General features: G+C 46.6%; 28 protein-coding genes. 2 read left to right on the top strand and 26 right to left on the bottom strand.

Annotated features, from left to right (window positions below):
* Positions 1 to 38: 38 nt before the first annotated feature.
* The gene (locus tag A8709_RS10835; protein ID WP_065852358.1) at positions 39 to 1,208 is read right to left on the bottom strand and encodes an MFS transporter; all 1,170 of its coding nucleotides are present in this window, start codon (positions 1,206 to 1,208) and stop codon (positions 39 to 41) included.
* A 347-nt stretch (positions 1,209 to 1,555) separates the two neighbouring features.
* Here A8709_RS10835 and A8709_RS10830 point away from each other — a divergent pair, with 347 nt between their 5' ends.
* Entirely contained in the window at positions 1,556 to 1,834 is a 279-nt protein-coding gene (locus A8709_RS10830; protein ID WP_065852357.1) for an ArsR/SmtB family transcription factor, read from the top strand.
* Between the two features lie 69 nt (positions 1,835 to 1,903).
* Here the strand turns inward: A8709_RS10830 and A8709_RS10825 are convergent, their stop codons facing one another.
* Positions 1,904 to 2,470: an NADPH-dependent FMN reductase gene (locus A8709_RS10825; RefSeq protein WP_065852356.1), complete on the bottom strand. Its 567-nt coding sequence runs from the start codon at positions 2,468 to 2,470 to the stop codon at positions 1,904 to 1,906.
* A gap of 19 nt (positions 2,471 to 2,489) precedes the next feature.
* Positions 2,490 to 3,548 (bottom strand): LLM class flavin-dependent oxidoreductase, encoded by a 1,059-nt coding sequence (locus A8709_RS10820; protein WP_065852355.1) that lies wholly within the window; start codon positions 3,546 to 3,548, stop codon positions 2,490 to 2,492.
* A 185-nt stretch (positions 3,549 to 3,733) separates the two neighbouring features.
* Between A8709_RS10820 and A8709_RS10815 the strand changes: the two genes are divergently transcribed.
* Positions 3,734 to 4,102: a winged helix-turn-helix transcriptional regulator gene (locus A8709_RS10815; protein ID WP_065852354.1), complete on the top strand. Its 369-nt coding sequence runs from the start codon at positions 3,734 to 3,736 to the stop codon at positions 4,100 to 4,102.
* A gap of 86 nt (positions 4,103 to 4,188) precedes the next feature.
* Here A8709_RS10815 and A8709_RS10810 read toward each other — a convergent pair whose 3' ends face one another.
* The 23 genes from A8709_RS10810 to A8709_RS10700 all read right to left on the bottom strand — a co-directional run bounded on the left by A8709_RS10810 (position 4,189) and on the right by A8709_RS10700 (position 26,062).
* Entirely contained in the window at positions 4,189 to 6,318 is a 2,130-nt protein-coding gene (locus A8709_RS10810) for a hypothetical protein (RefSeq protein ID WP_065852353.1), read from the bottom strand.
* Between the two features lie 681 nt (positions 6,319 to 6,999).
* The gene (locus tag A8709_RS10805) at positions 7,000 to 7,692 is read right to left on the bottom strand and encodes a GntR family transcriptional regulator (protein WP_065852352.1); all 693 of its coding nucleotides are present in this window, start codon (positions 7,690 to 7,692) and stop codon (positions 7,000 to 7,002) included.
* Between the two features lie 205 nt (positions 7,693 to 7,897).
* Positions 7,898 to 8,590 (bottom strand): GntR family transcriptional regulator, encoded by a 693-nt coding sequence (locus tag A8709_RS10800; RefSeq protein ID WP_065852351.1) that lies wholly within the window; start codon positions 8,588 to 8,590, stop codon positions 7,898 to 7,900.
* 16 nt (positions 8,591 to 8,606) lie between these two features.
* Positions 8,607 to 9,632 (bottom strand): DUF6786 family protein, encoded by a 1,026-nt coding sequence (locus tag A8709_RS10795; protein ID WP_065852350.1) that lies wholly within the window; start codon positions 9,630 to 9,632, stop codon positions 8,607 to 8,609.
* A 15-nt stretch (positions 9,633 to 9,647) separates the two neighbouring features.
* Positions 9,648 to 10,421, bottom strand: coding sequence for an SDR family NAD(P)-dependent oxidoreductase (locus A8709_RS10790; protein ID WP_065852349.1), 774 nt, complete (start codon positions 10,419 to 10,421; stop codon positions 9,648 to 9,650).
* Positions 10,422 to 10,451: 30 nt separating this feature from the next.
* Positions 10,452 to 11,252: an SDR family NAD(P)-dependent oxidoreductase gene (locus tag A8709_RS10785; RefSeq protein ID WP_065852348.1), complete on the bottom strand. Its 801-nt coding sequence runs from the start codon at positions 11,250 to 11,252 to the stop codon at positions 10,452 to 10,454.
* Positions 11,249 to 11,920 (bottom strand): SDR family NAD(P)-dependent oxidoreductase, encoded by a 672-nt coding sequence (locus tag A8709_RS10780; RefSeq protein WP_065852347.1) that lies wholly within the window; start codon positions 11,918 to 11,920, stop codon positions 11,249 to 11,251. Before A8709_RS10780 ends, A8709_RS10785 begins: the two co-directional genes overlap by 4 nt.
* A 13-nt stretch (positions 11,921 to 11,933) precedes the next feature.
* Entirely contained in the window at positions 11,934 to 13,172 is a 1,239-nt protein-coding gene (locus tag A8709_RS10775) for a dihydrolipoamide acetyltransferase family protein (protein ID WP_065852346.1), read from the bottom strand.
* Positions 13,173 to 13,177: 5 nt separating this feature from the next.
* Positions 13,178 to 13,387, bottom strand: coding sequence for a tautomerase family protein (locus A8709_RS10770; RefSeq protein WP_065852345.1), 210 nt, complete (start codon positions 13,385 to 13,387; stop codon positions 13,178 to 13,180).
* Between the two features lie 17 nt (positions 13,388 to 13,404).
* A complete protein-coding gene (locus A8709_RS10765; RefSeq protein ID WP_065852344.1) occupies positions 13,405 to 13,875 on the bottom strand; it encodes a VOC family protein in 471 nt (156 codons plus the stop codon).
* Positions 13,876 to 13,899: 24 nt separating this feature from the next.
* Positions 13,900 to 14,886: an alpha-ketoacid dehydrogenase subunit beta gene (locus tag A8709_RS10760; RefSeq protein ID WP_279615854.1), complete on the bottom strand. Its 987-nt coding sequence runs from the start codon at positions 14,884 to 14,886 to the stop codon at positions 13,900 to 13,902.
* Positions 14,887 to 14,936: 50 nt separating this feature from the next.
* Positions 14,937 to 15,764 carry an SDR family oxidoreductase gene (locus A8709_RS10755; protein ID WP_084224816.1) on the bottom strand — a complete coding sequence of 276 codons (828 nt, stop codon included), beginning with the start codon at positions 15,762 to 15,764 and terminating at the stop codon, positions 14,937 to 14,939.
* A gap of 13 nt (positions 15,765 to 15,777) precedes the next feature.
* Positions 15,778 to 16,689 (bottom strand): SMP-30/gluconolactonase/LRE family protein, encoded by a 912-nt coding sequence (locus tag A8709_RS10750; RefSeq protein ID WP_065852343.1) that lies wholly within the window; start codon positions 16,687 to 16,689, stop codon positions 15,778 to 15,780.
* Positions 16,690 to 16,713: 24 nt separating this feature from the next.
* Complete coding sequence (locus tag A8709_RS10745) at positions 16,714 to 17,787, bottom strand: aldose 1-epimerase family protein (protein WP_084224815.1); 1,074 nt, start codon at positions 17,785 to 17,787, stop codon at positions 16,714 to 16,716.
* A gap of 15 nt (positions 17,788 to 17,802) precedes the next feature.
* Positions 17,803 to 18,750: a thiamine pyrophosphate-dependent dehydrogenase E1 component subunit alpha gene (locus A8709_RS10740; RefSeq protein ID WP_065852342.1), complete on the bottom strand. Its 948-nt coding sequence runs from the start codon at positions 18,748 to 18,750 to the stop codon at positions 17,803 to 17,805.
* 10 nt (positions 18,751 to 18,760) lie between these two features.
* Positions 18,761 to 19,528: an SDR family NAD(P)-dependent oxidoreductase gene (locus tag A8709_RS10735; protein ID WP_065852341.1), complete on the bottom strand. Its 768-nt coding sequence runs from the start codon at positions 19,526 to 19,528 to the stop codon at positions 18,761 to 18,763.
* Between the two features lie 86 nt (positions 19,529 to 19,614).
* Positions 19,615 to 20,397: an MBL fold metallo-hydrolase gene (locus A8709_RS10730; RefSeq protein WP_065852340.1), complete on the bottom strand. Its 783-nt coding sequence runs from the start codon at positions 20,395 to 20,397 to the stop codon at positions 19,615 to 19,617.
* 32 nt (positions 20,398 to 20,429) lie between these two features.
* Positions 20,430 to 20,855, bottom strand: coding sequence for a cupin domain-containing protein (locus tag A8709_RS10725; protein ID WP_065852339.1), 426 nt, complete (start codon positions 20,853 to 20,855; stop codon positions 20,430 to 20,432).
* 24 nt (positions 20,856 to 20,879) lie between these two features.
* On the bottom strand, positions 20,880 to 21,836 hold the full coding sequence (locus A8709_RS10720) for a C-terminal binding protein (protein ID WP_065852338.1): 957 nt from the start codon (positions 21,834 to 21,836) through the stop codon (positions 20,880 to 20,882).
* 30 nt (positions 21,837 to 21,866) lie between these two features.
* A complete protein-coding gene (locus A8709_RS10715) occupies positions 21,867 to 22,658 on the bottom strand; it encodes an SDR family NAD(P)-dependent oxidoreductase (protein ID WP_065852337.1) in 792 nt (263 codons plus the stop codon).
* 157 nt (positions 22,659 to 22,815) lie between these two features.
* A complete protein-coding gene (locus A8709_RS10710) occupies positions 22,816 to 23,664 on the bottom strand; it encodes a carbohydrate ABC transporter permease (protein WP_141692488.1) in 849 nt (282 codons plus the stop codon).
* Between the two features lie 9 nt (positions 23,665 to 23,673).
* Entirely contained in the window at positions 23,674 to 24,501 is an 828-nt protein-coding gene (locus A8709_RS10705; protein ID WP_167357052.1) for a carbohydrate ABC transporter permease, read from the bottom strand.
* Positions 24,502 to 24,643: 142 nt separating this feature from the next.
* Complete coding sequence (locus A8709_RS10700) at positions 24,644 to 26,062, bottom strand: ABC transporter substrate-binding protein (protein WP_065852334.1); 1,419 nt, start codon at positions 26,060 to 26,062, stop codon at positions 24,644 to 24,646.
* Positions 26,063 to 26,101: the final 39 nt, after the last annotated feature.

The following is a 26,101-nucleotide window of genomic DNA, read 5'->3' as shown; positions in this document are numbered from 1 at the left end:
ATAACAAGTACTTTATTTTTCAATCAAAGTGACTTGTTTTAGTAAGCAACAGCTTGTTTCTTGCGTGCAAGGGGTACAAACATCACAACAAAGATCAAGCCAAGTGCCAGGAACAATAAACCGGACCACATCACATGGTGAGTTCCCCATCCAGAAATAAAGGCACCACCAACCATTGTACCAATCGTTACACCTAAGTTTGCAAAAGCAACAAACAAACCGTTGGAGAAATCAGGCGCTTCTGGCGCTGACGAAGTGATCATGTATTGCGTAATATTCAGACCGAAGGTGAACAATACCCCCCATAAAGCGATCAAAATAATCATTGGAACGGTGAAGGTACCCATGAGGTACACAAGCAGATAAATGGCTCCGAAAATGACTGGATAGATGACGACTGTTTTGAGCGCATGATTCATAAGCAATTTACCAGCGAGCAAATTACCAATAACCCCTGTCAACCCGAATACAACCAACATAAGACTAATCATACCGCCTGACATGCCCGAAACGGACTCCAAGTACTCAGCAAAAAAGCTATAAACGGCATACATACCGGAGAGAATAAAAATAGATGAAAAAATAGCTAGCCAAAGCGCAGGCTTCTTCAACACACTCAATTGCGTGCCATAGGAAAGCTTTTGTTGTACTGGCATAGATGGAATAAAAAACAGAATCGCTAAGAAAGTGATCGCATTGACAATGGCAAAGAACATCATGGCAATTTCAAGGTTAGTCACATTGGCGATGAACGATGTAATAGGAATCCCTATGACCATACCAGCAGTAACCCCCATGAATACCCGACCGACAGCTTTCGGAATTTGATCTTGGCTTACGGAAGCCGCCGCTGCTGTGAAGGCAACCGAGAAATAAACGGGATGCAGGAACGCAGGTATAATCCGAGCAGCGAGTGCTATTCCAAACGTAGGTGCCCAAATCGAAACGATATTACCGATAATAAAAAGCCCGATGACCATAAGCATAACACCTTTACGATTCATGCCGGAGAAAAGTAAGGGTAGGATCGGACCTGCAATGGCAACAGCAAGTGCAAAAAGACTAACTAGCAAACCAGCCGTAGATACGCTTATGTTAAAGTGCTCGGCAATTTGGGGTAAAATACCAATGACACCCATCTCGGTGTTGATAATACCAAAGATACCGAAAGCAAGGATGAAAATGATAAAAGCTTTAGATTTAACCACTGAATCTCAGCTCCTAAATAGTATGTTTTGTCTTCGATGTGATAGAAAATTATGCTGAAATACATGTGATTTATCATGTAGGCGTTCCGTCACGGCCGCCATTTATTGTTTTAATTTACCTTCTCCCATAAAACTTTTACTAAATAGCTATAACACGTTGATTCAGCCTCCTTCCCTCTCGTCAATATGACAATTATATAAGCGTCTAAATATTGAGTCAAGGAATATTTCAACCGAATATGGTATGATGAAGATACTTACTACTTCATCAATCAATAGCCACAACCATATAGACTGGCGTATTATAAGCTGCAACCTAACATGCCATAGGAAAGGAAATAATTCGTATGACTACCTTATCTGAACAGCAATTCTCGCGGATTTCCCGCGCTTTGGCTGAGCCTCGACGTTATCAAATGCTAAAAGAAATTGGCGCGGCTAGTGAACCACTCCCTTGCGGCAATCTGCTAAACTCCAACCAAGTGAGCGCCGCAACCGTCTCTCATCACATTAAGGAGCTGGAAACGGCGGGTTTGGTGACATGCATTCGCGAAGGAAAGTTCATGAGCCTCGTCCTCCAAAAGGACGTCTTGCGAGCTTACTTAGATCAGCTATCGGAGATTTAATAGCAATAAGACGTGAACGTAGTTCACCCCCTTACACGATCCGTAAGGGGGTGAATTGTTTATATAGGTTTAAAAACCATAAGCTTGCTCGGTTGCCTCGCGAATTTTCGTGAATGTTTCCGTTAATACGACTGTATCTTCAACTAAACGATCAATGCGTAACAGGACATCATCGTTGGTAATTTCTTTTCGATGGAAATCCTTTTCTTCGATAAAGACATAAGTTTGCACAATCTGAGCTTTCATATAGGCCAAAATGGGCTTTAATTGTTGCTCGGCGACTAAATAATGTTTTTGTGAACCAGCCGTCATCAGAATGCTGACAATTTTATCGCGAAATGCGTTAACAGGCAGCAAATCAAATATATTTTTGAGTGTCGCTGGAATCGATGCTTGAAAAACGGGAGTTCCTAATATAATGGCATCAGCGTCCATGATCGTTTGCGTTACGTATTTGGTATCCCCTTCATATTCCGAATACATCCGCCCATCACTAAACTGAACATCATATTCGGCTAAATCAATTAGTGTTATTTCAACATCAGCATATTTGTCTTTAAGCGATTTTAGTGTATAGTCCATAGCCGTTCTTGTTTTCGAGCCAACTTTGGAACCAGATAATCCAACAATTTTCATATGATTTGCCCCCTAGCGTTTATTTTTTGGCCGTATATTTTTTGACAGCTGGTAAAATCTCTTTCCCAATCAATTCAATATTTTTCATTAATTTATCAAACGGCACACCACCGAAATCCATTTGAGCGATATACCGCTGATGTCCAAAAAGTTCATGTTGATACAGAATTTTTTCAATAATTTGCTGTGGACTACCGATATTCATAACATCTCGCGTATCTGCCCCTTGTGCGAAATGCTGCTTCGGATAGCCTCGTCCATTGATGAGCTGCATGCCTAAGTTCGTATGCGGATATGCTTCGCTCTGCGCCTGCTGTGTCGTTTCAGCCGCATAGAAGAAACCAGCCGTTGCAATTGGAAGCTCGGATGGATCAAATCCGCCGCGTTTCGCCCCATCCCGGTACGCATCGATAGACTGCTTGAAACTCGTAGCAGGTCCACCTAACATAGCCAGAAACATCGGAACACCTGCATAACCCGCTTTGATAGCACTTGCTGGATGCCCGCCAACCGCACGCCAAATCGGCATCCAACCATGCTCTGGACGAGGAAGTATCTTCGCATTCTTTAATGGCGCGCGGTAATCACCAGTCCAATTGACGATTTCTTCTTCATTAATTTTCAGTAACAGCTCAAACTTTTCTTCAAACAGTTCTTCATAATCGTGAACATCGTAGCCTAATAGGTCAAAGTTACCTACCCGTGAAGCTCGACCCGCAACAATCTCCGTCCGTCCATTCGAAATCAAATCAATGGTAGCGAAATCCTCATACACCCGCACTGGATCTAATGTACTAATGATGGTTGAGGCACTTGCCAGTTTAATTTTGTCAGTTGCCTGAGCAATTGCAGATAGTACAACGCTGTGAGCCTGGGTTGTGAAATATTCTTGATGACTTTCACCAATACTAAATAAATCAATCCCTGCTTGCTCCGCTAGCTTGGCTAACTCAATGATTTCTTGAATCCGTTGTTTGGCAGAAATTCGTTCTCCAGTTGTCGGATTGGGTATATGATCACCTAAGGAATAAAGGCCAAACTCCATCCCTTTGCTCGGATCAATGCGATATTTTTCCATACCTATTCATCCTTTCGTTCTAGTTATTTATGTGTTATCATTCATAATTTTGTTTAGATGTAACGGTTATTTGCTATGCTCATCCGCTACAACGCTATTATGAACGATATGAAGATGACATGTAAGTACGCACTTAAATGTGGCATAGTATACGAAAGGATACTTAACGAATAGGAGGCTTCTAAATGAATATAGAACCGGAATTATGTCATGTTGACGATGCATTAGAAATTTTAGTAGGGAAATGGAAACCTCTGATCTTGTTGCATATTTTAAAAAATGGCACGAATCGATTCAATGAACTTAAACGACACATACCTGGGATTACGCAGAAAATGCTGACGAGTCAATTAAGAGAACTAGAAGTTGAAGATATCATTCAGCGGGTTGTCTATCCGCAAGTTCCTCCCAAAGTGGAGTATTCGATTACGGAATATGGCAGGAGCTTGGAGCCTATTCTAACGGCTATGCACGAATGGGGAACGAAGCACACTTTACATAAGATCCAAAAACTAAACCGAAAGAACGACGAAGCTAAACAAGGTTTGACATGAAAAAACACCGCGATTTACGCGGCGTTTAATGAGCTTTCATGAAAACAGCAGATCCCCTGCCATCAGGGAGCTGCTGTTTTCACTGATTACTCGTTTCCAGTGTTCACTTTCAGCCTTACTAACGTATGAGCCCCGGCCGGGATGACAACATTGAAAGAAATCTTGTCCTTCGTCACCTTGTACGCAGCACCTTCGATACTCACGACTTCACCCTGCAGTCCCACATCTGCCAAGCGAAATTGGAGTTGCCGCTGTACCAATTTAGTTTCCAGATTAAAAAAGTTGATAACCGTCTCTCCGCGATCACGCAGCGTATGCGCATGAACCGTTTCATCTAGGCCATAGAATATGCCTTGTGCATAGAAGGATTTTAAAGACAAGTACACTTGCATTTCCTTCTTCTGCTTCTCCCATATCTTCCCATTCGTCGGTGTGCCGCCAACCCCAAGGTGCCTGCACGTGCTGGCATACCACCAGAACATAAGCGCATGCTCATTGTCATTCCGTAAATCAATATGAAGATAGATCGGGATGCTATACGCTAAATTCGCATAATACAAGGAAATAGCACGTCCACTGTAGATATCGTCCAACGGTTCTATCATATATTCATTTCCCCATAGCTCGTCAAAACCCCCAGGCTTCCCATGCATGAAGTATGTAGGGGTATAACGTGGAGTTCCCGGGCCCGTCATGGGATCGTGCTGCTCGATGATCACATCGGGATAGGCTACATGAACACTTTGTGTAATATGCAGGATCGCGTCCAGATGCTCTTGATGGGTCAAGGGCAACGAATGCCCATGGCTAGGATCCCAACATTCACCGGCAAACCATGCCCCGTCGAACAAGAGGAAATAAGCGCCAAGACGACAAAGCTCCTTCAGTCTGGCTATTTTGGTCTCGATATAGACCGAGCTTGCACTGCACAGCACGTCAATATGCAGAATATCATTGTCTGGGTGTGACATCCGATTTCCCGACCTATCCATACGGCTGGCTTCCTTCGGATACGCATCGGCATCGCCCCACGGGGCTAGTGGTATGTGAAGCCCTAGTTTCATCTGATAGTTCTCTTCCAGCCATTGCACGAAGCTTTCCTGCGAACCTAAACGATCCTCCGCCCAAATATTCGAACTGAGTGCAGTATCCCATCCCGGGTCCAAATAGAGGCATCCACAGCCAAACTCTTTGGCTTTTTCCGCTTCCAGCACCATATCTGCCTTCTGAAAATATTTCACTCGATTGTCGGCTGTATCTGCCGTCCACCATAGCAAATTATCATAGAGCTCGTTCCAATGCACCGGTGGATCAAAAGATGACGGTGTCATATGACCCTTGCGCTCTGTATTAGTACGGAAAGCAGCATAGGCTTCCTTCCATTCGCCGTCTAGGATCTGATAGCGTGTTTCACCAAACGCAAACGAGGTACCAGGCATAAGCTCCGCTGCGCCTTCGGGATCGCCCAATTTCCAACGTCCGGCACCGCCGAAACGTAAGGCTTTGGCCATACCGTCAGGTTCCATCCTCTCCATCGGAGCTAGCAACGACCATTCCAGTGCGTCTTGATTATATTTGCTAATCAGCAACGTATTGCCGGCATGGTACCAGGCCCAGCCTTCTGCACCCCAAAGGGAAGTTGGCTGGATATGATAATCGGGACTGCGGACCGTCGTAAACCAATTGTCCTTGGTGGCGATTTCGGCCATCGTGTAATCGCATAAATCACCTGTCTCCGGATGCCGCCGATACGGGACATCACAAAAGCGTTCTTGCTCCCCATCAGCCTGCCACCGCTCACCATCATGGATCTGCTTAACAAATCCGCAAGCAAACGTCGATGTGTCTAAGACGTGATCAGTCTTATTGATCAACCGAATCACTTCGGTGAGAACTCCCGGTTCCTCCCCGGGCAGGCACAGCGTTTGCTCGATGTGAAGCTCACCTAAGCGACTAGGAATCACTACGGTGCAAGTGCCATTCACATCTGTCGTCAAAATCGGTTGCCCACACACAACAGGCTGTTCGTCCGTTGACCAATGATACGTGCCATCCGCGTACACCCGCCCGCTTCGTATATCTTTCAGTTGATGCGGGTTCAAGCCATCTTTCAAATCAATTAGCAACTGCAATCGACCATTCGTCAAGGTCAACTGCCCGCGGTTCGCCTCATAGGCTACCCTTGGTTTTTCCTCTACAACGGGGGTTCTAGACATCCTTTGAGCCCTTCCTCTCCACTCACTAGAATGTCTTTATTTTATCAGAAAAAGCGCTTACAGAATACATTTTTATTTATATGTTGATTTATATTTTATTTTGTATACATAATTAGAGTGCAGCAAGTGGGAATTGAGATTCTTCTACTCCTTAAGGAATCCTGCCTTGCTTATTCATCGCCATTTCTTGGCATATCCTGTGATTAGACCATAGCAAATGCTTATTTGCTTCGTATCCAGCATTTCTAGCTTCTTTGCCAACAATAAGCACACGCACCTTGCTTAAGGCCACGATAAATTATGAAATCGGACAAATAGGCCACCGCGGTGGGCTTATCACTTTATGAATTATGGTTTTCTGTAGGGCGGGAGTTGGGGTTGCGGGTTGGGTTGGGTTGCGGTTGGGGTTGCGGTTGCGGTTGCGGTTGGGGGGACTATAGGCTGGGGCTGGCGGGCTAGGGCGGAGGGTTGGGAGTTGGACAATTCCGTGGGGGCCCTTTCTATTTCAATGTTATGAACACGCCAAATCCAGGTACACAAACTAATGTACGTCATCAGCTTACGCCAACTATCGCTTAGATTCCGCGCCAATCTCTCGGCTTGCTCTACGCCTATCCCAGCTCCATACCTAAAACAAAAAAAAGCAGCGCGACTACCATCGCCTGCCCTCTTCTATATAAACTAAGCTTCATTTTCGGTAATAATTTTATCCATACGAACCATAATGATATCTTTCGACTTCGTAATGTGCGCTGTAAGCTCATCTACACAGGCTGGGTTCTTCTGAATCACATAATCAGCCAATCTCCGATGATCCGTGTAAAACTCTTCAAAACTCGCGCTTGTCATATTGGTAATCTCCAGAATCGCTTGAAACACATTCGCCATGGAATTCCATGCGACCAGCATTGGATTGTTATCTAGCATATTGATCAAGCTGCGATGAAATTGAATATCCAGGAAAGACGTCTCGGAGCTTAGAATCTCCGTAGTTTGTGCTTTTTTTCTATATTCATCAAAGGTTTCCATGATGTCCAGCAGCGGTCTATAGTTGAAAGATGTGCTTACTAGAATCAATTCTAACACTCTTTTTTCTAGCATAAGTCTCAAATCAAATAGGTCGAGGACTTGCTTGACCGAAAAACCAACGACCTCGGTACCCCCATTGGATAAGTTCAAGACAAGACCTTCTTGTGCCAGCATCTGGAAGGCCGTGCGAACTGGTGCACGACTAATGTCCATGTTCTTGGCGATGGTGGCTTCAATTAATCGTGATCCGGGTCGATATTTGCCTAAAATAATATCTTTCCTCAGCCGTTTCACGATTTCTTTGGTACTCATGGCTCTTGCTAATGGATCATCATATTTATTCATTCCTAATCTCCTCGTTGTAAAATTCAGACCTGCGAATACTACATTAGTATTATGTTATCAATATCCGAGTAATATTGTCAACATTTTCAATGATTTGTACATTAAATTTAATTTTTGCTGATTGTTATCCCCTATTTTGTACACATAGAAATAGACATGTTGCCAAAGCAACATGCCATCCTCACGTTCTCTTACTTATCTAAACTTAAGCTTCATTTTCTGTATAAATTTTTTCCATACGCACGATAATGATGTTCTTCGATTTAGAGATATGTGCTTCAATTTCATCTACACAGATTGGATTTTTTTGAATGACGAGATCGGCCAACCTTCGATGATCATGATAAAATTCTTCAAAGCTGGCGCTCGTCATATTGGTAATTTCCAGAATCGCTTGAAATACGTTAGCCATCGAATTCCATGCGGTTAGAATCGGGTTGTTATCCAGCATATTAATCAAGCTGCGATGAAATTGGAGATCCAGAAAGGACGTCTCTGCGCTCATGATTTCGGTGGTTTGTGATTTTTTCCTATACTGTTCAAAGGTTTCCATAATATCCAGCAGCGGTCGATAGTTAAACGTCGTGCTTACAAGAATCAATTCCAACACACGTTTCTCTAGGATTAGCCTCAAATCAAACAGGTCCAGCACATGCTTGACGGAAAATCCAACCACCTCTGTCCCGCCATTGGAAAGATTGAGGACTAGACCTTCCTGTGCTAGCATTTGAAAAGCCGAACGAACAGGTGCGCGACTAATGTCCATATTTTTGGCAATCGTAGCCTCAATTAAGCGGGATCCTGGCTTGTATTTTCCTAAAATGATGTCCATCCGCAAACGTTTGACGATTTCATTGGTATGTATAGCTCTAGCAAAAGGAGCATCGTATTTATTCATCGCGTAATCTCCTCATTCACGAAAATCGATGGCCTAACAACTGTATAGCAATTTGATTGATAACATCTGGATGACCCTGATAGCACCACACTTGACTCTGGTCGCGAAGCTCGATCGTATCAGCCTGCAATTGGACCGATGCTGAGTGGTATTCGAGTTCACCGAAGGTACCCAATGAACCATCGTCTTTATAACACTGGGCGCAATAGCCCGTATCTGTCGGATCCAGTAAGGAAACATCGGGGTAATATCCTGAGGGATTGCATGCAAAGTTACGAACAATTAACGTACAATGCTTTGGGCTCTCCGCCCGGAAATACCCTAATCGACCTGAGGCATACGCAGCTTTCACAGCAATCTTCCGTCGTTGTTCTCCTTCAAACTTCATCACAATGCCACTTGGGGTCACGGTAACACCGTCTACGAAGGCATCCTGTACATAATCCGCATAGGCGGCATTATTATGGGTGGCGATCAAGGCTACTCCTTCGAACGGTACCTGAAGAATACTCCATAAGGAAACGGTTAGTTCAGGGCCCTGATCCAATCGCGTGAGCGCTGTTAGCTGCTCATAGCCCACATAGGCGTAATCCGCCAGTAGGCTGCGACTGATCCGAAGCGGATCAGGGATGAGGCTCACCTTTTTGCTCAGATGCATCGTTACTGCATGGTTGGCTCGAAATGCCTGAACCTCACCAGTCATCTCCAAACGCACAGTCTCATTCGTGCTTGCATTTAACTGATAGCTCCCGGGGTCCATCCCACGCTGCACTTCATAGCTGCCATCGGTATCCGGCATATGAAACTGGATCTCCGGACTGAACCAGATGCGATCGCCGCCTGCATTCCATTCTTCATCCGTTATATGCTGCAATTCCGGATTCGTCCACAGCGCATTACGTGCTTCCTTATGAGCAAAAACGCCTAATATACGTGCACCGCGCTCCATAACCACAACACAGCCATCATCGGCAGTAGTCAACAGCTTATAGTTCAACTCGCGTGTATGTAATGCGCTAAGTAAGGCTTCCAGATCTGTCATATCTTCGTACCTCCGCTAGGCATTTTTCCCGAAAGTAGCTCCCCCATCGATATAAAAAGGAGCGCCCATCATGAATCGGGATTCATCCGATGCGAGAAACAACGCAGCGTAAGCTACGTCGGATGGTGTGCCCATATCCCCGCTTAGCTGGCGCTTCTTCAAATTTTCCTTGGCAGCCTCTGGGTCTGCGTAGGAGGTTTTTAAATAATTTTCTACAAACGGAGTCAAGATCGTTCCTGGCAAAAGGGCATTAACCCGAATATTATAGGCTGCATAATCCACTTGCATGCCCTTGGTCAAGGACAAAATAGCTCCTTTGGTTGCACCATACAAGGGTCGTAATGCCAACCCAATTTCGGCCACACAGGAGGACATATTAATAATCGAACCCGCTTTGCGTGCCATCATGTGCGGAATCACATATTTAGAAGGGAGGAATACACCCTTAATGTTCACATTGATCACGCGATCCCATTGTTCAAGCTCAATCTCATGCACAGGGCCAACTGCACTAATGCCTGCGTTATTGAATAACACATCGATTTGACCATAGGTCCGAATAATTTCATCTACCATTGCTTTGACTTCATCCGGATTCGTTACATCCGCTTGGATACAGATGGCTTTACCGCCGTTTCCAATAATTTCGGCTACCGTTTCATTGCCTTTGTTAACGTCCAAATCATTGACAATAACGGTTGCCCCCTCCTGCGCAAAGAGCAAGGCGCTGCTTCTGCCGATGCCCGAGCCTGAGCCCGTAATTAACGTTATTTTGCCAGCTAATCTCATGATCCTTTACGCCTCCATTCATCCATCTATTTATTGGGCTAGGAAACCGCCATCCACCGCCAGTAAGTGCCCTGTCACCATGGAGGCTTCTTGGGAAGCCAGAAATACAGTCGCGCCAACAATCTCGTGGGGCTGCCCCATACGCTTCAAGGGTACTTTGCCAATGGTACGGTTAAACAATTCTTCTTTGGTTGGTTTTCGAGTAGACCCGCTGTAGAGACTATCGATATTATCCGAAAGCGTGCCCATTGGCGTTTCAAACCACGAAGGCGTGATGCCATTCACGGCAATATGTTTATCAGCCCATTCAACAGCTAATGTACGTGTCAATTGTGCTACGGCACCTTTACTAGCTGCATAGGCGATAGACTCTGGATTTCCGGCAAATGCAAATATCGATGCCATATTAATGATCCGCCCGCCGCCTTGAGCCATCATCACTTGCCCTACCGATTGACACGCATAGAACATGCCATGCAAATTAATATCCATAATCCGATCGAATACCGCATCGTCGAACTCTTCACTCGGGTACCGGTGCGTAATGCCCGCCGAATTAACGAGAATGTCTATGCGCCCGAATTGCGCAACCACCTTCTGGGTCAGCGCTTCAACAGAGGAATAAGAAGTGACATCTACTTGTTCAAATACGGCTTCGCGACCCAGATTTTGGATCGATTGAATCGTAGCATCTGTGTTTTTCGGAAATACATCTGCTAAAACAATATCTGCGCCTGCAGACGCCAATCCAATGGCTTGCGCTTCGCCTAACATACCTGCTGCACCGATAACGAGGGCGACTTTCCCTGTTAAATCAAATAGTGTCGTCATTGCGTCACATACCCCCCATCCACTGCAATGATCTGTCCTGTTACCATTTGGGAGGCATCAGAAGCCAGATAAAGAACCGTATCCACCAGCTCATCTGGTTTGGGCAGTCTTCCTAACGGTGCTACTTCCACCATGCGTTCTTGGTTAAAGGATCCTTCAGGCAGTGAAGAAGCTACCGCATTCACACGAATTCCTCGTCTAGCCCACTCGACACCTAATGTACGAGTAACTTGTTGCACAGCACCCTGACTCGCAGCGAAAGCGGCGGCTCCAGGCGATGCCACTAGACCAGCAATCGAGGTGAGCAGTACGATATTCCCATGCCCCGCAGCCAGCATATGACGGCCCGCTTCTTTGGCAAATAGGAATTTGCTTTTGACATTGGTTTGGACAAGCGTTTTCCACTTCTCCCAAGGCATATCGATCGCTGGAGACGCTTCAAAACACTCCCAAGCATGCACCAAAACGTCAATCTTCCCATATTGCTGTACAATCGCTTCAACGAGCTCCGCAATGTCCGTCGCGTTAATTAGATCGCTGCTTCCCACCGTTGTTACGACTTGTGCCCCTACATTCCTCAATCTAGCTTCAATTGCTTCGCCCACTTCATCTCCGCCGACCAGAAGCACAACTTGATCCTTCCATTCGGCGCGTTCCCCAACTCCCATACACAAGCCTCCGTTATAGTAATATCCATTCATCGGATTGCAGTAATTCAGCAAGCGTGCGCATGAAAGCAGCAGCCCCTGCCCCGTCAACAACGCGATGATCAAATGTCCCCGTTAATGTCATCACAGCATGCACTTCCACTTGGCCGTTGATCACGATAGGCGCTTGCCGAATGCTGCCCACAGCAAGTATTCCTGCTTCTGGCGGGTTCACAATGGCTTGGAATTCATCGACTTCAAACATGCCCAGATTCGATATGGTAAATGTTCCGCCTTGCAAATCGTCGCTTTTCAGCGACTGATTCCGCACACTTTCCAGCTTAGCGGTACGCATTTTGGCAATACCTACGACACCCAACTCATCTGCATGGCGAAAAACAGGAACAACAAGCCCAGCGTCTGTCGTGACAGCCAAACCGATGTTAATGGCATCATGCTCGATGATGCTGCAATTTTCCTCCATCGCATTACCAATAAAGGAAGCATTGATCGCACGGTGCTTGCTTAAGGCCTGTGCAGTTGCGCTGATCAGAAAATCCGTGAATGACAGCTTGACACCGCTTTTGGCCAAGCTCGCTTGAATCACTTGCTTGATCTCCAGCGGTTTGGTCACAACCACCGTTTTCTTGATACTGAATTGCGGGATCGTATTGACGCTCTCCGTCATGCGCCTAGCAATCGTTCTTCTCATTTTGGATAACGGCTTACCCTTCAATTCGACTGAATTGACTTCAGCGACCTGCGTGACCTGCCCAGCTTTCGTTGCCGTTGCCGTTGCCACTGCCGCTAGCGCAGCCGCTCGTTCCAAGTCCTGATACACGATTCTGCCGTGCGGCCCTGTGCCGACGAGCATCGTATAATCGACGCCCAGCTCCCTCGCTCGTCTGCGAGCGGCTGGCGAAATCGCAATCCGCCGGATATCTCGGGGAACCGCAGCAGTTACAGGTTCAACTACCATGGCTGCCGGGGAACTAACTTTAACCGCCTCACGTGGCTCGACAACTGCCAAGGCAGCCGCTTCCTGCAATTCAGCAATCGGCGCACCGACCGCCACAAGCTCATCTTCTTGAGCTAGGAACCTGTGAATGGTGCCATCCTTTGGCATTTCAAGCTCAACCATCGCCTTATCGGTCTCAATTTCGGCAATGATTTCACCCTTTTTGACATACGTCCCTTCGGACACTAGCCATTTCTGAATCCTTCCTTCCTCCATGGACAATTCCATTTTGGGTAAACGGATCGATTCCTGCATCAAGCTCAACCTCCGTCTGCATTCTTATTGCGCGTATCGGATACCAGCTCCCCCGAAATGCTGAAGAGATCAGCTTTAAGTTCAATTAACTCGATCCGTACATGGTCAGGTGTAATAAGTAAACTATCGCAAACAGCCTTCGTTACTTCTGCAACTAGACGGCGTTTCGTTTCCAAATCACGGCCTTCAACCAGCTTAATCGTCATATATGGCATCGCAAGCCCTCCATCCCTTATGAGGCCGTTTGTCGCCTTGGTTGTACGATCTCGAGCGTAATCCCATCAGGGTCAAGGAAATAGCACGTAAAGCCGCCTTCATTGCGCCCTGCTGTGATAGCGACAGGCTCAGATTTGAAACGAACACCATGCGATACGAGAAAATTATACGTGCTGTGAATATCATCGACGATGAAGGCCAAATGAGCAGCGCCTGTGTTGCACGTTTGTACATCCAGCTTCTGCCCAGCCGGCGTAATATATTGGTTCAATTCCAGCAAATGCTTGGATTGACCGTGATCTACGCCCGGAATCGCCAACATAGCCGCATAAAGATCAGCGTCTGCGTAACCCACGAATTTCCGTGTATAGTCATTCGATTGCCGCTGTTTGCCTACTACTTCGAAGCCTAATAATTCGGTATAAAATAAAATAGAGCGTTCAATATCACTTACCGTAAAAGCTGTATGAAAATGTCCAATGATCATTACGTCTCGTTCACTTCCTTCCTTTTAAACGTGTAAAGCGTTAACTTGCTTCTTAACAGCGTTCACAATATCCGAGACCTGTGGTAAGGTCATTTTTTCCAAATTACGATTGAAAGGAATCGGTACATCCTTCGTCCCCACGCGCATAATCGGTGCGTCTAAATAATCGAACGCTTCCTCTTGGATGATGGCGCAGACCTCTGCTCCCCAACCGAAAGAAAGATGGGCCTCATGTACGATCACCACGCGCATTGTTTTGCGGACGGAGTGAAGGATCGTCTCCTTATCCAGCGGATCCAACGTTCTCAGATCAATAACTTCGGCGGAGATCCCCTCTTGTTCGAGAATTTGAGCCGCTTCAAGCGAATAATCGACCATGCGGGATAAGCTGATAATCGTCACATCATTTCCGCTGCGCTTGATATCCGCCACACCGATCGGAACGATATAGTCCTCTTCGGGCACAGGGCCTTTCTTCGTGTACATCATCTTATTTTCCACAAAAAGCACGGGAGCATTGTCTCGAATCGCTGCTTTAAGCAAACCCTTCGCATCATATGGCGTGGAGGGGACAACGACTTTGATCCCAGGAATATGGGCAAAAAGGGTTTCCAAACTCTGCGAGTGCTGCGCGCCATTGCCGCGCCCCCCGCCGCCTTGCGTGCGGATCACCATCGGGACACTTGTTTGTCCGCCCGACATATATTTCATTTTCGCCGCTTGATTGAGGATTTGATCCATCGCGACTAGGGTGAAATCGATCCACATGATTTCGATCACGGGGATCAAACCTGTCATAGCTGCACCAACGCCAGCGCCGATAAATCCAGATTCAGAGATCGGTGTATCCCGTACTCTTTCCTTACCGAACGCCGCCGCCAGATCCTTGGTCACTTTGAAAATACCGCCGTAATCGCCAATATCTTCCCCCATCAGAAAGACGCGGTTATCTCTTGCCATTTCTTCGCGAAGCGCTTCGTTAAGCGCTTGCGCCATCGTTATTTCTCTCACTGGATTCTCTCCTCACAGGCCGACATCTTGTTCATGTTGCTGCTGAACACTTACTTCTTCTCCATCGTCGTCCAAGGGAACATCGGCTTCTTCGGACCTTCGCCGATCTCGTAACCGCCTGTGGCGAGAATTTCCGTTCCTGTGATGAAACTAGCCCATTCACTGGCAAGAAACAGCACAACCGTCGCAATTTCTTCTGGCAGTCCGCCGCGCCCCATCCATTGCAGCGTCTCCGAGTACGCCAAGAAAGCTTCAGGATCCTTTTGCATACTCGTCGTCTTCTCAAACATTTCCGTACAAATATGACCTGGCTTCACCTCATTGACCCGCACACCATGACGAGCTTCATCGCAGGCTAACGATTTGGTCATCGTCGTAATTCCGCCTTTGGTTGCACAATACGTTGCTGCACCCTCATCCCCCGTCGTGCCCAACACGCTGCCGATATTCACGATATTGCCCTTCGTCGTCCTCAGATACGGTAAGGCATATTTACAGCCTGCATAATAAGCAACCAAATTCGTTGCCAGAATGTCGTTAAAATCTTCAACTGAAACTTCATCAATCGGCCGCTGTAAAGGGAAATAGCCTGCACAGTTCACCAACACATCGATCCGCCCGAATTGTTCCACGGTGAAGTCAATTAATGCTTTCACATTCTCATGTTTGGAGACATCGCATTCAAAAAACACACAGCTTCCAGGCCCTTTCGCCGTTAACTCTTGCGCCAGCTTGTTACCCAAGTTCACACTGCGTGCTGCAGCAACGACATGAACTCCTGCGTAACAAAAAGCTTCCACACATGCCTTGCCAATACCCATGGAAGCACCTGTGATAATAGCAACTTTTCCCTTCATGCCCTCTTCAATCGATCTCATCTATCTTCACTCCTCACTTTGAAATAGAAATATCCGCTACATATTCTGGTCGGCCTTGTATGCCTAAATGATAGCTATAGACGGGTCCCCCAATATCCGCTGCTTCAAAATCGTACCCTTCAGGAGCAACTGGCAACGTAACACTCTTCGCCGCTGTTGTGACGTAGATTGTCATCAAATCTTTCCCGCCAAAAATGAGCGAGGACGTCTGCTTAGCTGGCGTCTGGACAACGCGATCTACTTGACCAGCAGGATTATATCTAACCAAACAACGGCCATACCACTGTGCAGACCACACATAGCCTTCTGCATCGACGGTCAAACCATCGGGAATACCTTCATGATCAGGCACTTTTACAAATACACGGCGATTAGAAACGACGCCATTCTCAAGATCATAATCGTAGGCGTAAATCGTCCTTAGTACGGTATCTGTGTAATAAAGCGTTTGATGATCAGGTGAGAAGCCTAGCCCGTTAGATAGATGGATCTCATCATCCAAGATTCGGATTGAGCCATCTTTTTCCACAATATAGAGCTTACCGAGTTCATAATCAGGACTGTCAGGTCCGTAGAAGGTTGTTCCAAATAGAAATCGGCCAGCTCCATCCGCTGTCGCATCATTGGAGCGAAGGGGATGCCCTTCGAAGTGGTCTGCAATGAGCTGAAAGCCTTGCTCTTCATCCCAAAGATATAACCCTTGATGGGTTGCGCAGACCAAACCGCCGCCTTGGTTCATGGTAAAGCCACTAACATTACAGCCCTCGCCAACTTGCTCCACAGAACCTACTTGCGGATCATACCGATACAGCTTCGCTGTCAGCATATCGGACCACCACAGCTGCCCCTTCGCCACATCCCACATCGGAGTTTCTCCGCATAGATAAGCAAAATCCGAGATGATTGCAACGTTATCCTGTTCCATAACACTTCCCCTTCCTCTCTTCGATTAAAGAAGCTCGCGCATAAATGCCTCGAAGTCCGCGATCTCTTGCGCTCCATCCAAAACGCCAATTTCAAGCTCCACCTCTAACGTTGCGAATGGCGCAATCGTCTTCAGCGTTCCGTGTTCTTTCTCGTAAGTTCTTCCCATCACAAAACAGGTAGAAGGCATAATGCCGAGGGCATAATCCCCTGACCGCATCGACTTCCACTCGATCAAATTCGGGAGCGCATCCGCATTGTACTTGATGTACACGCCGATACCTAAGCGATCGTTGATCACAGCTGCGCCGGTTTTACCGTCTCGCTGATTCACGGTCTCATGCTTAAATACCTGTTCTGTATACCCATCGATCGGTGCTGAGAGCTGTGCATAGGCATCGATGCCTTCCTGAGAAAGCGGATCTCTTGCTACCGTTCGGGAAGTAGGAATGAGCAGCCTAGCTTCATCGTCCAAAATCGGATATCCAACATTGACATGATAAAGCAGCATCAAGCTTTGTTCCTCAAAGCCTTGGTTCTCTACGACATCATGCACAAGCAGGGATTTCGCTGAGGTTTGCGTGGTAATCGTTCGTTTCAGCACTAAATTCTCGTTGAAAATCGCTGCCTCTCTCATTTCACCAGACAGCTTCAGCACATAATCGTCGCCAACCCACTCTGTGGTAGCGCTTACTTTTTCTGCTGGTGTGTTCTTCAGATTGCCGTGAAACACCTGATTTAAACCATTATCAACAGCCGCTGTTCCAACATTGCGTAACCCGCACGTATATAACATGCCGCCTGAAATGGAGCGCATAAACTCCGTTCCATTCATGTCTGCTAATCCGGGAGCCACGATGCCTGATTTCGGCAGGAAATTCAAATTCATTCCTTTATATTTCATGGAGATGATATCTAAGCACTTGCTCTCCAGCACGGTGAATTCCAAGCCAGTTCCGTTGGCTACCTGATGGGCTTTGACACCCTCAGCTTTCCCCCCGGTATATGTAAAAGGCTGAATCGAAGCCAGCTGCGACATATGGCCGACCCTCTTCAGCAGTTCTTTCCGATCCAGCTGCTTGCCATAGACTTCCGCCATCCTGCCACCCTCTCCTTACACGACGTCCGTGTAAATTTCAATATGATCAGGCTCTGTGCTGTTCCTTGCTCCGTGAACCGCATCGCTTAGTCGAGCTAGCAGCTCTGTATGCCAAATCGCCAAGCCACTCTCAGTTACTGCCGCATCCTCCAAGAGTCGCGCCTTCGCTCGTTTAATCGGATCCTTCTCCCGCCAAGATTGAACCTCATCTTTGCTTCGATAACTCTCGGAGTCACCATACATATGACCTTGCAGCCGGTAGGTTTTCGCTTCAATAAACGTCGGCCCCTGCCCGCTTCTAGCGCGGTTCACCGCACGGACTGATTCGGCATAGACTGCCTCCGGATCGTTGCCATCAACGCTCACACTGACGATGCCCAGCGAAGCCGCTCTGCCGATAAAATCCTCCACTTTCACCGAATCCCGAATCGGTGTCATCTCGGAATATTCGTTATTTTCGCAGATGAACAACATCGGTAAATCCCATAGTGCGGCCAAATTCATCGCCTCATACAACGCGCCTTGGTTCATTGCGCCGTCTCCGAAGAAGGTCACAGATACGCGATCCAATCCCTGCATTTTGGCGGATAACGCGCCTCCAGCAGCGATAGGAACGCCTGCACCGACGATGCCATTCGCGCCTAAGATCCCGATTTCCGGCGCCGCGATATGCATGGGTCCGCCCTTGCCTTTGCAGTACCCCTCGGCCTTGCCCAGAATTTCTGCAAACAGCTTTTGCGGGTCAGCCCCTTTGGCCAGATGCTGCCCTCTGCCGCGGTAGGTTGTTGTGATGTAGTCGTCTTCGCGTAAGGCGCTGCAGACACCAACAGCCACGGCTTCTTGCCCGATATATGAATGATAGGAACCGCCAACCAAGCCTTCTTTGTACAGCTCAATCGCTTGTTCTTCAAATTCGCGGATCAACAGCATTTTCCGATAAAAATCCGCTAATGAGTTCCCCATCGTTACACCTCTAATCCACTTGTTTTAGATAAAACTGGGTGGTAGATCCACCATCAACGGTAAGAATCTGTCCGGTAATGAAGTCGGAGCTGGCGGAAGCGAAGAACGCAACGGCACTCGCAACATCCAGCGGATAGCCAATGCGGCCTGCTGGAATCTGTTTGCCGATCTGAACCACATCATGGAGCGGATTCTCATGGTTCTTCTCTACGTCTGTCGCGCCTGGCGCAACGGCATTCACTTGAATGTTGAGCGGAGCCAGATCAAGCGCTACTTGCCGCGTCATCGCATTCATGCCGCCTTTGGAGGAAGCATAAGCCGCGTATTTGGTCATGGTGTGAGTGGCATGGACGGAGCTAATATTAATGATTTTCCCGCCTCCTTGCTTCACCATCGCTCTAGCACAGGCCTGGGCAGCGAAAAAGCAGCCTTTCAGATTCGTGTCCAGCGTTTCGTCCCAACTCGCTTCCGTGACTTCAAAGAAATCAACGATCGGAACGACCGCTGAATTGTTAACTAGGATATCGATACGGCCAAATGTGTCCAAGACCTTGGCTACCATCGCATTGATTTCCTCAACGGAAGAAACGTCTGCCTTGATGGCGATCGCTTTTCTCCCCATCGCTTCAATTTGTTCCACGACCGTCATCGCTTGCCTTTCACTGCTGCGGTAATTAACGACGACATCTGCTCCGCATTCGGCCAAATGAAGGGCAATTCCCTTCCCAATGCCAATTCCTGCTCCTGTGACTAACGCTACCTTATTCGATAAGTCCATGGCTTACACCCCGATAATTTAATAGTCAACTTACGGCTTACGGCTTGCGGCTTGCGGCTTGCGGCTTGCGGCTTACAGTTTCCAGCTTACACGATGAAAATTTCACCGCTGTGGACTAACATTGCCTTCGTATTCGGCGCCTGCTCATCAACACCGTCTAGAAAGCGGACAGGATCGCCACCTGAATTTCCTGGCAGCATCCAGAAATGACAAGGAACCGCATAGCGCGGCTGCAAAATCGATACGGCTGATATCGCATCCGCTTCATTCATATTGCCATAACGTCCATTGATAGGCGCAATAACTACATCAATATTGAATTGATCGGATAACAAATGAAGCTTATCCGCATGCAGGCAGGTATCGCCCATATGGTAGATGGTTTTCCCACCGTATTGCACGATAATGCCGACCGCATCAGGTGCAATATCGCCATGATCAGCGTGCACGCCTTTGATTACGATGCCATCCAACTCATAATGAGCTCCTTCGAATAAGGGCTGGCATCTCTCGCCAGCGATCCCCAGCTCGGACAGCATTTGGATCGAATCTGGCGGAGCATAGAAGGGAAACGTTGCATCACTTATCGCTTGAATCGTTTCTACATCCAAATGATCTTCGTGCTGGTGCGTCAGGAGATAAGCCGCGATCGGCAATGCCTCTAGTTCTTGCGGCGTCAGAAGGGACGGCATGAGACGTTTGAACTCCCGTCCGATCCGATGCTCGCAATAATCAGATAGATAGGGATCGATTACGATATATCTACCTGACTCTGTTTTATAAATGAAGCCTGCCTGACCTAACGAACACACCGCAAGCTGACCTGGTTGGACAACGACTTCCCTTAAGGATTTCAGCAAATCGATCATTTCAATTCACCTCGTTCGATTACGATCCGTATTTATTCTTCATCAATCGTTTTGTACGATTTCCCCCATTCGGCTATCCGTTGATCATAGACAGGGTTTGCGCCTTTTTCCGGATGTTGGGACCAGACCGTGAAGATCACCAATTCCTCGGTATCACTTTTATTGGCAATCGCATGCATCGTGCCTGCCGGGATATGAACAACATCCCCTGCCGTCAAGTCATATTCAACACCATCCAATCGAACCATGGCGTCGCCTTTCATAATGAGATACACCTCATCATAAGGAGGATTATGCTTATGATCCGCATGTTTACTGCCGGGTGAGATAAATCCTTGATTGATTTGAACACCTTTCGTTGCTGAGTTCGTTTGATCAATCAACATTTTGGAGGTATACGTTTTATCTATGAATAAGGGCTTTACTTCAGCTGATTTAATAACGGTTCCATTGGGCATCGCGAACACTCCTCGGATTATGTATTAAAATTTATTAACAATAGAAGGGACAGGTTCACCATTTAGATAATCGATCACCCGTGATACGAGAAGATCACGTAGTTTAATTTCCGACTGTAGGGAATACCAAGCAATATGATTCGTTACAATCGCTTTGGGATGATTCAGCAGCGGATGATCAGCCGGTGGCGGCTCTATTTCCATCACATCTAGCGCTGCGAATGAAATAGTCCCAATGTCCAGCGCTTCAATCAAAGCGCTTTCTTGAATAATCGGCCCCCGTGAGACATTGATAATCGCTGGCTTGCGCTTCGTTTTCTGAAAAGCCTCTGCATTGAATGAATAGCGTGTTTGCTCGGTTAATGGACAATGGATCGAAATAATATCCGAGCTTTCCAACAGTTGGTCGAGAGATACCAGGGTCACGCCCTGTGGCAGATTTTCCTGTTTCAAATAAGGATCATAGACTAGAATCTGAGTCCCCATCGGCAACATGGTCGAAATGACCTTCATGCCAATTCTGCCCGTTCCCACAATGCCCAGCGTTATATCCTTGATTGATTGGATCGGCTTCAGGTCTTTGACCTTCCCCCAAACCCCTTGCTTGGTTAAGGCTGAAGAGGAGAAGAGCTTGCGATTCGCGGCCAAAATAAAGCTAACCGCATGTTCCGCCACTTCGTCGACGCAATAATCTGGCACGTTTATCACGGCAATATGCCGTTCTGTCGCGGCCTTCAAGTTGACATTATCAACGCCTACCCCATAGCGGCCAATGACTTTCAAATTGCCCAAACGAGCGATCAATTCACTTGTCACTTTCTCCAAGTTAACGATTAATCCGTCGACATCTGATAGCTGTTCGACCAGTTCTAACGGATCTTTGCAGGTATAGTACGTCGCTTCAATATCCGTTAATCCGAACAATGCTAACTCGCGTTGATCTTCAAACAACTCCGCACCAAGTATGGCAACCTTACGCACTGGGTTAGCCTCCTATTCTAGTAAAGAATTCTATAAATGATGATGAATGGATGGAATGATTTCAGGTCCGTGATAAGCCGAATAACCGCCATCGACATACAGGACAGACCCCGTGATAAAGCTTGCTCGATTCGACGAAAGGAAGACGGCTGCTTCGGCAATGTTCTCCGGTGTGCCTAAGTGGCCTTTCGGTGTTCTGCGAATCATATCATCTTCACAGAGGACACCTTGTTCGAATGCGCCTCTCATTCCTTCTGTTTCAATGTAACCAGGCGCGATCGCATTAACGCGAACCCCATCAAAAGCCCATTCACAAGCCAAGGTTTTCGTGAAGCTATCCACAGCTGATTTAGAAGTGGCATAAGGAAGTCGGTTGGAGATGCCGCCTAGGCCGTGGATGGATGAGATATTAATGACAACGCCGGACTTTCTTTTCAACATGATCTTCCCTGCTTCTTTGGCACAGAGGAACATCGATTTAATATTCGTATCGAAGACGAAATCCCATTCTTCCTCCGTGAAGGTGACAATCGGCTTCCGAATTGTTGAGCCCACATTATTCATCAGAATATCCAAGTAGCCAAACGAATCTATAATATAGGAGAACAAATTTTCAACATCAGCCCGGATCGACACATCTGCTTTGAAAGCAGCGGCCTTGCCTCCCGCACGCTCAATTTCTAACTTCGTCTGGATTGCTGCCGCTTCATCGATATCGGCTACGACTACAGTTGCTCCCTCACGGGCAAAGGCTATCGCAGCTGAACGACCGATTCCGTTGCCGGATCCTGTAACTAACGCAACTTTATTTATGAATTCCATCTCAATCATTCCTTTCTGCCCAATTACGATGATTACAAATGGTCCAAGCAGGCAGGGTGTCTGTCTTGCCGCTCGCATATTTGTATACAATTTATAATTTAATAATACAATACTTAAAATTTGTCGTCAATAATTGTTTTTTACTTCTTTTTCCTTTTTATCCTTTGATCCCGGTCGTGGCCATGCCTTCAATAATCTTCTTTTGAAGAATGACGAAGAATACCGCTTGCGGCAGCAAGATCATGACGACGCCCCGCATCATCGCACCGTAATCGGCTGAGAATTGGTCTTTGAAGAACGCCAGCGCCAGTGGAATGGTAAAGAAATTCTTGTTATGCAGTTGAATGGAAGCGATCGGAAACTCGTTCCATACCCCTAAGAAGCTGAAGATAAATAACGTGACCAGGATGGGCGTTAATAAAGGAGCTTCCACATTGAAGATCAAACGGAATAACCCACAACCATCAATAATGCCGGCCTCTTCCATTTCCAAGGGAACACTTTTCATCCCGCCAACCAGCATGAGCGTCATGAATGGAATACCTCCAGCTATGTAAGGAAGCATTAAGCCCCAAATGCTGTCTACACCCAGCAGCCCACCTGAAATCTTCCCCATAAACAAAGCCAAGTTATAATAGGGCATTAACAAGGTCAGGACTGGAATTGCGCTTGCGGATAAAAACATATAATAGGCCAAATCCGACATTCGGTTATATTTGTGATTGAGACGTGCGATTGCGAAAGAGCTGAAAAATAACAACCCAATCTCAATTACAGAGGTCACGATGGACAGCATCAAGCTATTCATGAAAAGTCGGCCAATATGAGCCTTATTAAACGTATCCGCATATAAAGAGAAATCGAATTTCGACGGCAACACCAACGGGTTGCTAAAGATCTCACTATTGTTCTTGAAAGACAATAAGACGCCCCAGAAGAAAGGAAGAATCATTATCAAAGAGGCAATAATGCCGACGATAATCAGTGGTATTTGCGATCTTCTCATCACGTTCACCTATTCCCCCACCCTTTTCCTAGAAAATACTAAGATCAGTATTGAAAAAGCCATGACGAACACGAACAGGATGGTCGCCAGCACGGAACCTTTGCCAAAATCAAACTGTGTAAAGGTTAGCCGATATAAATAGGTCGTCAGGAGATGCGACTGGTTATTTGGCCCGCCATTTGTCAAAATAAGGACGGTTTGAAAAGAGTTAAACGCATTGATGACGATCATGACTGCGCACACCTTAATGGTTTCCTTCAATAAAGGAATCGTAATGTAGAAGGTTTGTTGCACTCTAGTAGCCCCGTCTATGACAGCCGCTTCAAAACTATCTTTCGGCAGCATTTTCAGCCCAGTTAGAAACAATAAGCCGTAGAACCCTACCGTTTTCCAAGTATCCACGACGACAACGGAATAAGGTGTAAAATGAACACCGCCGATCCACTCCAATGCCCAGCTGCTCAATCCGATACGCGTTAGACCTGCGTTGATAAGTCCAATGCCAGGGTCCAAAATAAACAGCCAGATAATGGCGATCATCACGCCCGATAACAAATAGGGAATAAAGGTAGACACTTTGACAAACGTATTTCCCTTAAACCGCGCATTGAGCAGAAAACCAAGCAGTAAGCCTAACGGCAGCAAGAGCACTAGCTCCCCAATGACGACGATCACCGTATTCCAGATGAGTTTATGGAAGATTTCATCCTGCAGCATACTCTTCCAGTTATCTAGATAGACAAAGCCATTGTCTTGGAAAAAAGTTTCACTCTTAAAACTGGTAATAATGGTCTCAACGAGCGGGAACAGCGTATAGAAAAAAAAGATAATAAACACAGGGAAAATAAATGACGCCTTTATCCATCTCTTACTAAATAAGTACAAGTTCATCCCCCGTTCCGAAACAGTATGGCCCTGCACTGGCAAAATTAGTTCGCATTTTGCCAGACAGGGCGCTACTATAAGCTAGTTTTCCGGTTTACTTTTTATGTGCCTGCCAATTCTTCATCGTATCGTCTTTAATTTTATCCAGCTTCTTCATCTCAGCCGGAATATCTGCGGTCTTCTTACTGCCATTGATTAGAGCATTAATTAAATCATTCTTCGGTGTACCGAATTTACTTCCATAAGCTTCCCAGTTTGCATCCCAAATGAGATGGAAGGAATAGTCAGCCGTCAAATCGATATGTGCATTCGGATCAGCAATCAATTTGGCTTGATCTTGAATAATTTTGCCATAGGAGGAAAGATCCGCTTTCACGGTACCTGGCAAATTCGCGCCAGCTTGCAGGGAAAGCTTGAAGCCTTGCTCTGTAAAGCGGAATTTGTTCAACGCTACGATGGCATCCATTTTGTCCTTGTCTTTCGCCGTATTCGCTGATACCGCGTAACCATTCGTTACACCGCCCGGTACACGCTTCTGGTCAGACTTCGAATCTGGGAATGTAATCCCCCATGTAAATTCCGTATCCTTCTCAACTGGTGTTCCAACAACTTTACCCAGTTGATCGGAAGGAATAGAAATCATGGCCGCTTTACCTGAAGTGAACAAAGCAACGGCTTGCTCGAAGTTCATTGTGCTGTTGTGATCAGGGAATGCGCCCAGTGCAGCAAGCTCACCGATGGCATTATAAGCACCGACTACAGGGGATTCTGAATATTTCATCGTGCCTGTTTCGAAGAGGGCCTTAGCATTGTCGTGAATGCCCCACTTCGTTAACCAATCCTCAAAGCCCCACGTTGGCCAATCATCTTTGGTTCCTTCCGCAATGGTCACGACATCGTTCTTCTTGAAGACTTGAACAGCCGCTTTAAGTTCATCGAAAGTTGTAGGAATCTTCACGCCGAATTTATCGAATAAGGCCTTGTTATGTAACCATGCTTGCACTTGCATTTCTGCTGGGAAACCAACGATTTTCTTGTCTGCTGTTGTCAGGTTGACTAGAGCAGCAGGTGTTAATGAAGCTTTGAAAGCGTCATCATAATAAGGAGTCAAATCAGCAACAGATTTGCTTTGGTTATACGCATCCGTGATCAATGTGGCATTCCACCAGAAAAGGTCAGGCAATGTATTCGATTTCGCCATAATCGCTAGTTTGTCTTGGTAAGCATCATGGTCAAAAACTTGCGTTTCAATTTTCACATTCGGGTGTTGTTTCATGAATTCTTTAATAACAATGCCCATCATGTCTTTATCCCCATCGCCGATGAAGGTTGCATAAGTGAGCTTAACTTCCTTCGCTGGAGCTGGCGTTGGCGTTGCTGCGACAGTGGCAGCTGGTGCCGTTGATGCTGCCGGGGAAGCCGTGCTGCTAGTTGTACTGCTACTGCTGCATGCGGAGACAACCATAAGCATACTAGCTAACATCGTAGATATTGCTACTCTACTTTTCTTCATTCTTAAACCCTCCTGATTTTCATTTATATAACGACAATA

This window comes from Paenibacillus pectinilyticus, assembly GCF_001700435.1.
Taxonomy (GTDB): Bacteria; Bacillota; Bacilli; order Paenibacillales; family NBRC-103111; genus Paenibacillus_E; species Paenibacillus_E pectinilyticus.
The sequence above is the reverse complement of the archived record's forward strand: the minus strand, read 5'-3'. Positions and strand labels throughout refer to the sequence as shown.

Bases quoted from the DNA above. Each gene is read 5' to 3' on its own strand.
- A8709_RS10830 (WP_065852357.1), top strand. From the start codon at position 1,556: ATGACTACCTTATCTGAACAGCAATTCTCGCGGATTTCCCGCGCTTTG.
- A8709_RS10810 (WP_065852353.1), bottom strand. From the start codon at position 6,318: ATGTCTAGAACCCCCGTTGTAGAGGAAAAACCAAGGGTAGCCTATGAG.
- A8709_RS10765 (WP_065852344.1), bottom strand. From the start codon at position 13,875: ATGATCATTGGACATTTTCATACAGCTTTTACGGTAAGTGATATTGAA.
- A8709_RS10785 (WP_065852348.1), bottom strand. From the start codon at position 11,252: ATGACGACACTATTTGATTTAACAGGGAAAGTCGCCCTCGTTATCGGT.
- A8709_RS10710 (WP_141692488.1), bottom strand. From the start codon at position 23,664: ATGAGAAGATCGCAAATACCACTGATTATCGTCGGCATTATTGCCTCT.
- A8709_RS10735 (WP_065852341.1), bottom strand. From the start codon at position 19,528: ATGGACTTATCGAATAAGGTAGCGTTAGTCACAGGAGCAGGAATTGGC.
- A8709_RS10780 (WP_065852347.1), bottom strand. From the start codon at position 11,920: ATGGGAGTTGGGGAACGCGCCGAATGGAAGGATCAAGTTGTGCTTCTG.
- A8709_RS10815 (WP_065852354.1), top strand. From the start codon at position 3,734: ATGAATATAGAACCGGAATTATGTCATGTTGACGATGCATTAGAAATT.
- A8709_RS10745 (WP_084224815.1), bottom strand. From the start codon at position 17,787: ATGGCGGAAGTCTATGGCAAGCAGCTGGATCGGAAAGAACTGCTGAAG.
- A8709_RS10775 (WP_065852346.1), bottom strand. From the start codon at position 13,172: ATGCAGGAATCGATCCGTTTACCCAAAATGGAATTGTCCATGGAGGAA.
- A8709_RS10805 (WP_065852352.1), bottom strand. From the start codon at position 7,692: ATGAATAAATATGATGATCCATTAGCAAGAGCCATGAGTACCAAAGAA.
- A8709_RS10825 (WP_065852356.1), bottom strand. From the start codon at position 2,470: ATGAAAATTGTTGGATTATCTGGTTCCAAAGTTGGCTCGAAAACAAGA.
- A8709_RS10795 (WP_065852350.1), bottom strand. From the start codon at position 9,632: ATGACAGATCTGGAAGCCTTACTTAGCGCATTACATACACGCGAGTTG.
- A8709_RS10715 (WP_065852337.1), bottom strand. From the start codon at position 22,658: ATGGAATTCATAAATAAAGTTGCGTTAGTTACAGGATCCGGCAACGGA.
- A8709_RS10755 (WP_084224816.1), bottom strand. From the start codon at position 15,764: ATGAGATCGATTGAAGAGGGCATGAAGGGAAAAGTTGCTATTATCACA.
- A8709_RS10700 (WP_065852334.1), bottom strand. From the start codon at position 26,062: ATGAAGAAAAGTAGAGTAGCAATATCTACGATGTTAGCTAGTATGCTT.
- A8709_RS10730 (WP_065852340.1), bottom strand. From the start codon at position 20,397: ATGATCGATTTGCTGAAATCCTTAAGGGAAGTCGTTGTCCAACCAGGT.
- A8709_RS10770 (WP_065852345.1), bottom strand. From the start codon at position 13,387: ATGCCATATATGACGATTAAGCTGGTTGAAGGCCGTGATTTGGAAACG.
- A8709_RS10740 (WP_065852342.1), bottom strand. From the start codon at position 18,750: ATGGGGAACTCATTAGCGGATTTTTATCGGAAAATGCTGTTGATCCGC.
- A8709_RS10725 (WP_065852339.1), bottom strand. From the start codon at position 20,855: ATGCCCAATGGAACCGTTATTAAATCAGCTGAAGTAAAGCCCTTATTC.
- A8709_RS10750 (WP_065852343.1), bottom strand. From the start codon at position 16,689: ATGGAACAGGATAACGTTGCAATCATCTCGGATTTTGCTTATCTATGC.
- A8709_RS10820 (WP_065852355.1), bottom strand. From the start codon at position 3,548: ATGGAAAAATATCGCATTGATCCGAGCAAAGGGATGGAGTTTGGCCTT.
- A8709_RS10800 (WP_065852351.1), bottom strand. From the start codon at position 8,590: ATGAATAAATACGATGCTCCTTTTGCTAGAGCTATACATACCAATGAA.
- A8709_RS10790 (WP_065852349.1), bottom strand. From the start codon at position 10,421: ATGAGATTAGCTGGCAAAATAACGTTAATTACGGGCTCAGGCTCGGGC.